Raw genomic sequence first — 6026 nt, forward strand, 5'->3', positions numbered from 1 at the left:
GACAGGGCCCGTGGCGGGCGTGACAGGAGCGGCGAGATGCCACGTCCCGGCCGGGGCGAAGGGTTGCGGGAAGGCGGCTGCTTCAGCGAAATGGTGGACGCACGTCGCCTGCCAGGGCATCGATCCTGCTCAGTCATTGACGGATCTGCGCGCGGGGGTGGCGCCGGCAAGCGCGCGCTCGAAGTCCGCGAGGCGGATCCGCACGGTGCCGGCGATGCGAATGGCAGGGAGCAGGCGGCGCTGACGCCAGCGTCGCAGCGTGCGGGCTGAGACACCCAGGCGCTCGGTGACTTCGGCCAGGGTGAGCAGGCGATCGCCAGGATCGGGTGTGATCATCGGAGAGCACCGCGGCCAAGCCGGCGATGCCCAATCCGCTTACACCGCGGAGGCAGGGACCAGTGTGCTGACGGACGGGATGCGTCCGGAGCGGTGATCGGCATCGGAGGGGCGTGGGAAGGATGCGTGTTCATGGCCATGAGTGTCCGGCCATGGCCACCTCGCGGTCACAGGACGGAAATGGACAATTCCGCCCTTTGACCGGCATTCATTTCCGGCGCATTATTCTTTGTTATCCGCCTTTTTCTGAAGAACTTGCTCGAACGTCCGTATGAAGGCGTCGACCTGGCTCCGGTACGTCATGCGAGCCGGTGCACGAGCCAGTTTTTCGGCCTCGGCTCGAGAGAGAGGGCGCCGTTTCCTGAGATGGAACGTCAGGGTGTCACCCGCCTCGTTGATCGTGGCGGCATGTTCGGCTCCGATCTGTTCCGCACGCTGGATCTTCCGGGCTTCATCCAGGACCCGGTCACGCCGCTCCGCGTAGCGCTTCGTCAGAAGCGGGATCAGGTAGTCCTCGGTCAGCCAGTGCGACGGCGCGATGAGCCAGCACACGTTGCCATCGGCGCGTTCATCGGTGGGAAGCTCCCGGAGGGCGTGTCTTGCCAGAGCCGTGACGGTGGGACCGGTGCCAGCGAGGCGCAGCTCATGCTTCGCCATCGCGACGAGCTGCGGATGGACGTCGATCTGGAGGTTGCCGCGGTTCCTGTGCCCGGCAAGTTCCTCGATGCGACGGGCTGCGGCCTGATGCTCGCTTGGCAACATCGCATAGGATTTTTCCCGGACATCCTTCGGAACGGCGTTCACCGCGTCCTTCAGAGCGGTGTGGCTGTACTTCTTCATCGTCTCGTCACCTGCTTCCTTCCCGGGCGGTGAAGCCGATCCCGTCCCGGAACCCGTTCCGGCTGATGACACCGTGGGGGCTCGCCGGGTGATGGCGAGCATGTTCTCCCGTATCGTCATGGCATTGATGAACAACGGGTCGAGCGCCGGCACCTCCCGGACGCCCGTCATCGCCTTCACGTCGGAGCGAAGCCTCAGCAACTCGCTCAGCATCAGGTCGGCGGCTTCCAGGGACAGGCCAGGAAGGGTGGCGGATTTCGGGCTCAAGGGCTGACAACCTCATCGTCACGGGCAGGACGGGGCACCGGTCGACCACCGGCGCGATGCTTCAGGGGCGAGATCGTTGTAGCTCGTCCCTGACATCGCACTTCGTCTTCAGCCTGCCCGCGGATGGCCTGGCAAGCGATCAGGATCCTACGCCGGCACGGGAATAGCTGCATCGCCCGGCGGCCGCTTCTCCTTCTCCTTCCAGGTCTCCCAGAACTGCTGGAAGCCTTCGCGCAATTCCTCGCCTTCCGGCATCCGCCCCGCATCCGTGTGGTACCGGCAGAGGAATTCGACGAAGCCGTAGCCCAGGCCGTAAGTCGCCGAGGCGGCGACGCCGGCCGTGATGACGCCGCCCACGACCGAGCCGATCCCCGGAATCAGCTTGAGGACCTGTCCCGCGATCAGGCGGCCGCCACCCGCCACGGCCAGTGCCCCCAGCATGGAACCGGCCAGGGTCAGGACGTTGTCGCGCGTCATCGGGACACCCATGGCGGCGGCGATGCCGGCGATCATGCCGGTGTTCATGGCGAACACGCCGGCGGCGTCCGCTATGGGGATAGGCACGGCTGCGGCGGCCGCGGCCGTTGCCGAGGAAGCCGCCGCGATCTTCAGGGCAGTCTTGCGCTTGCGCGTGAGGTCGACCTGCTGCGCCGCCTCGAAGGCGGCCTTCGCGGCTGGCAGGGTATCGTGGGTCACCTGGACCAGCTCAGGCAAGCCGAAGGGTGTCCGGTCGTCCCAGGGCTCCACCAGGACACGCACCACGCCGCAGGCGCCGGGCAGGATCTTGCGGACGGCCCCTTCGAAGGCACGGGGGCCTATGGCCTTGGTCAGCACGACGATGGCCGGGATGCCGTGCCGGGCACAGAGTTCGGCGATACGGACCTCGCCGTCCTGTACCCGGGCTCCCGGCTCGTCGATGCAGAGCCAGAGGACATGGATCCTGTCCTCCGCCCGGCCGCTGGCATTGGCCTTCTCGATCTCGCCGGCAAGCGCGGCCAGCGTCGCGTCGAAGGCCTCCATCTCTAGGCCCTTGGTGTCGCACAGGCGCACCGGCAGGCCCTCCGGCTCGAACCAGGTGATGTCCTGGGTGACCGGCCGCCCCATCCCGACCTTTGTGACCTCCCGGCCAAAGACCGTGTTGATGAGGGTGCTCTTGCCCACGCCGGAGCGTCCCGCCACCAGGATGTTGGCCTTGCCCAGCTTCCGCACCGCCTCCTCGGCTTTCTTCTCGAAGTCCCGCATGAATGGCATGCCTCCCAGCATCTCACGGCTCAGTCCGGCCATCCGCCGGGCGGCATCCGTCACATGTCCCAGCCATCCCTGTCCGTCGTCCGCTGGTCGCCGGAGGATCTGGGCCTCGACCGGCATGCGAAGCATCCCGGCACGGCGCAGCTTGCGATGCCGCAGGTTGGCTACCTCCAGCGCGAGTTGCTGCAGGGCATCCCGTGGAAGGGCCGGAAGGTGGGCCAGGATTTCCTTTTCCAGTTCCGGAACGGTGGCCATGAGCGGCACCGGCAAGCCGGCCCGCATGAGTGCCAGGGCCGCCAGATCGGCCTGCGGTTCACCGAAGCCCGGCCAGCTTCGCCCAGCACTTCGCACGAGGCGTTCGGCGGCCTCAGCCAGCCGATAGGGGCACCGGTCCGGTTGCTTCCTGTCCTGGCGGACCGAGGGCACCGTGATGGGATCGGGGGACAGCATGCCCAGGGCCAGGTCCACAGGACGCAGTTCGGAACTGCTGGATGCCATGAACAGGGCGGTGAGATCGGCCAGCAGGAGCCGGGATGCCGTGGCCATTGCGGAATTCGATCCGGTTCGGTTTAGATCAGGATCTACTACCTGAGGTTGTTAAATTGATCGAGAGCACGGTTACGGCTGCGGGCCGATTCGCTGGCGAATTCGCCGCTGGAAGGCTGGGAGACCGTCTCCAAACGGCCTTCGAGACCGGCAAGGGCATTTCCGGCCCGCTCGGCCGGGCGCTGCTGGATGCCTTCATGGTGGACCGGCTTGTCGGCACCATCTGGCCGTCCCTCCTGCCGCTGGCCTTCATGCTGGTGCTGCACACGGCGGCCGCGACAGCTGGCCTGCCCGAGGCGGAACGCATCCTGGCCGGCCTGGCGGTGGGTGGAACCCTGCTGTGGTCGGCTTATGCGATCGTTGCCGGCGGACGCGCCGCCTGGCCCTGCCTGCGTGTCTGGTGGGTGACGCGCCAGCGGCCCCGTGAGTATGCGCGCATGATGATCTTCCATACGATACGCGACTGGTGGCAGCAGACCGCGGAACCCGAGATGAGCGGAGACGGCACCGGGGTGGCGTTCTTCAGGAGCGCCTTCACGACGTTGCAGGCCAGGCTCGACCTGACACCGGATCGTGTTGCCTGCGAGATCGCCAGCCATCTCGCGCCGATCCTGGTACGGCACCTTCTGTCGCGGCTGGCCATGATCGTGGTGCCGGTCCTGATCGCACTGCTCTACTACCGCTTCGCGGTGTACCCGGATCTCGTGGAAGGCAGCATCGGCGTGGGACCGTGGCGCCTCGCCCTGTATCCCTTCGCCGCCCTCGCCGATGCTGTCTCCGGATCCGCCTTGCGGTCCGCCCTGCTCCTCCGCGGCTGATCCAGGGTCAGTTTGCGGGTTCCCCGCACCTTGTGGCTTCGGGCCAGCACAAGGCAGGCTTCGAGGAAGCCGCCCGTGCCGCATTGAGCAGCCCCTGTCCGCAGATGCCCGACCGGCACGACGAATGCTCCGGTGAGTTCCTTCGGAACGCGATGGCATTGCCTTTGCCGTCGCTCCGTATCGACCCCCCGCGGACTGTCCATGAACGTCTGCGGGGCGCCAGAGTGCCCTCAGCCGTGGTTCTGCAGGTCGCGGGCGATGGACCAGGCGATGTATTCGCCACCATGCCGGGGAATCACGGGCAGGGATCGCAGATGTCCCCGGTTCTCCAGCCTCTGAGCCACCCGAAGCTTGGCTCGCAGGCCGTCGCACCCCTGCGCTGGTGTCGCAATCAGCGTCTGCTCGACCTCGGAGAGCCAGTCGGTGGCGGCATCGAGTTCGGGCTTGAGGCGGTCCTCGTCCGCGAGGGTCCGTGCCCGGGTCTGTAGCACCGCCAGGGCGGCGTAGGCGTTCCTCCATTCGGCATGGAGGCGCAGCAGCTTCGCGTCCGGATCATCGGATGGCCCGGCCTTCGACACGGCGTCGCGGAAGGCGGCAAGGGTCAGGCTGCCCACCGCGAGTGCGGCAAGCGCCGCACGGCGGGAAAGGCCACCTCTGCTTCGGTGGCGGTCTGTGATACGGGCATGCGTAGCCATGGCCGGCTGATCCCTTCAGCAGCTGCGGTCAGGCCGAGCCGTGGGGGTAGGAGCCCATTTCTCGGCCGCTTCGCGTATGTCGGTCCACAGGATTTCGCATATAACATGCAATTTCCGCAATGGGTTTTCGCATGAAAAATGCGATTACACCTCCGCAGAGCCGCGCAGCCCGGGGTCTCCTGAATTGGTCTCGAGAGAAGTTGGCAGAAGCCGGAGGGGTCCCCACACGTACAATCGCTGACTTCGAGCTGGGCAATACGGAGCCTCGTCCGAGCACCGTTTCGAGACTGCGTCTGGCGTTCGAGTCTGCCGGTGTCGAGTTCATTCCGGAGAATGGTGGAGGTGTCGGAGTGCGACTGAAAGGACGGTCATCATGAAGGCTCTGACCACTTTGCTCAGACTGTGCGCCTCGCATGCCGGCAGCTGATGGGACGGGCGTTCCGGCCGGAGCCGTCTATAACGGCGATGGCAGACTGCTCCTGGGCAGCGGTCCTGCCTTCTCGCTCGGCCTGGTCACGGACCGTGCCTTCCAGGCGGTGCTGCACAAGCTGGATGAGCCGGGAAACACGATCGAGCCGGAAGACTGCCTCTGGCTCCTGCCCGAAGGTCTGGTCCCGGGCGCTCCCCTACCCGAGCACGTTCTGGCCAGCCTCGCTGCGGTCGTGCGAGCCGGCCGCAAGGTCGTCGTGATGGCGGATGGCACCGAGGCCGGCAACTGGGCCTGCGAGGCCATCGAGCAGGCCCTCGACGCGAGGCAGGGCAGCGCCTGAGCGCGCCTCACACATCGTTCTGTCCGGACGGCCAGATCACGTCTGTCCGGCCGATCCTCCCCGGCATCAGCCGCGCCGGCTGACCCGTAGCCACGCCGCGAAGGCCGCTTCGTCCAGCCTGCCTTCGACCAGTCGCAGCATCTGCTCCACGGCCTGTGGCGCGGCGACGTCGAGTTCGACACCATTGGCCTTGAGGAAAAGCACGCAACAGCCCCAGGCGGTCCGCTTGTTGCCATCGTTGAAGGGGTGGTTGGCCGCGAGACCGTAAGCATAAGCCGCGGCCAGATCGAACAGGTTGGGGATGCCGGTATCGGCGTAGACGAGCTTGTTCTCGGGACGACCGAGCGCGCTGTGCAGCATGCCCTCGTCCTTGACGCCCTGGATCCCGCCATACTCCCGCAGGGCCTGGTCGTGCAGGAACAGCACGACATCGGCCTCCAGGAACTCCGGGTCGCTCAACGCCTGGCGAGTTCCTGCAGCGCGTCGGCCTGCTCGCGCAGGACCTC

At 66.7% G+C, this 6026-nt stretch carries 8 protein-coding genes; 3 read left to right on the plus strand and 5 right to left on the minus strand.

The window, feature by feature from the left end; translation table 11 throughout:
- Positions 1 to 129: 129 nt before the first annotated feature.
- The 3 genes from ROTAS13_RS17850 to ROTAS13_RS17860 all read right to left on the minus strand — a co-directional run bounded on the left by ROTAS13_RS17850 (position 130) and on the right by ROTAS13_RS17860 (position 3237).
- On the minus strand, positions 130 to 336 hold the full coding sequence (locus ROTAS13_RS17850) for a helix-turn-helix domain-containing protein (protein ID WP_075823004.1): 207 nt from the start codon (positions 334 to 336) through the stop codon (positions 130 to 132).
- Positions 337 to 558: 222 nt separating this feature from the next.
- Entirely contained in the window at positions 559 to 1443 is an 885-nt protein-coding gene (locus tag ROTAS13_RS17855) for a hypothetical protein (RefSeq protein ID WP_139323417.1), read from the minus strand.
- A 147-nt stretch (positions 1444 to 1590) separates the two neighbouring features.
- Positions 1591 to 3237, minus strand: coding sequence for a YcjF family protein (locus ROTAS13_RS17860; RefSeq protein ID WP_075823006.1), 1647 nt, complete (start codon positions 3235 to 3237; stop codon positions 1591 to 1593).
- Here ROTAS13_RS17860 and ROTAS13_RS17865 point away from each other — a divergent pair.
- A complete protein-coding gene (locus ROTAS13_RS17865; RefSeq protein WP_139323418.1) occupies positions 3237 to 4055 on the plus strand; it encodes a hypothetical protein in 819 nt (272 codons plus the stop codon). The two genes, ROTAS13_RS17860 and ROTAS13_RS17865, sit on opposite strands and share 1 nt — an antisense overlap.
- A gap of 230 nt (positions 4056 to 4285) precedes the next feature.
- On the opposite strand, the gene ROTAS13_RS17870 is transcribed toward ROTAS13_RS17865, so the two are convergent.
- On the minus strand, positions 4286 to 4750 hold the full coding sequence (locus ROTAS13_RS17870; protein WP_139323419.1) for a hypothetical protein: 465 nt from the start codon (positions 4748 to 4750) through the stop codon (positions 4286 to 4288).
- 131 nt (positions 4751 to 4881) lie between these two features.
- Between ROTAS13_RS17870 and ROTAS13_RS17875 the strand changes: the two genes are divergently transcribed.
- Together ROTAS13_RS17875 and ROTAS13_RS17880 are read left to right on the plus strand one after the other, a co-directional pair.
- Positions 4882 to 5127 carry a helix-turn-helix transcriptional regulator gene (locus ROTAS13_RS17875; protein WP_075823011.1) on the plus strand — a complete coding sequence of 82 codons (246 nt, stop codon included), beginning with the start codon at positions 4882 to 4884 and terminating at the stop codon, positions 5125 to 5127.
- A gap of 36 nt (positions 5128 to 5163) precedes the next feature.
- Entirely contained in the window at positions 5164 to 5520 is a 357-nt protein-coding gene (locus ROTAS13_RS17880; RefSeq protein ID WP_075823009.1) for a hypothetical protein, read from the plus strand.
- A gap of 66 nt (positions 5521 to 5586) precedes the next feature.
- Here ROTAS13_RS17880 and ROTAS13_RS17885 read toward each other — a convergent pair whose 3' ends face one another.
- A complete protein-coding gene (locus ROTAS13_RS17885; protein ID WP_075823010.1) occupies positions 5587 to 5979 on the minus strand; it encodes a type II toxin-antitoxin system death-on-curing family toxin in 393 nt (130 codons plus the stop codon).
- Positions 5980 to 6026: the final 47 nt, after the last annotated feature.

This window comes from Roseomonas sp. TAS13 (assembly GCF_001950415.1).
Taxonomy (GTDB): Bacteria; Pseudomonadota; Alphaproteobacteria; order Acetobacterales; family Acetobacteraceae; genus Roseomonas; species Roseomonas mucosa.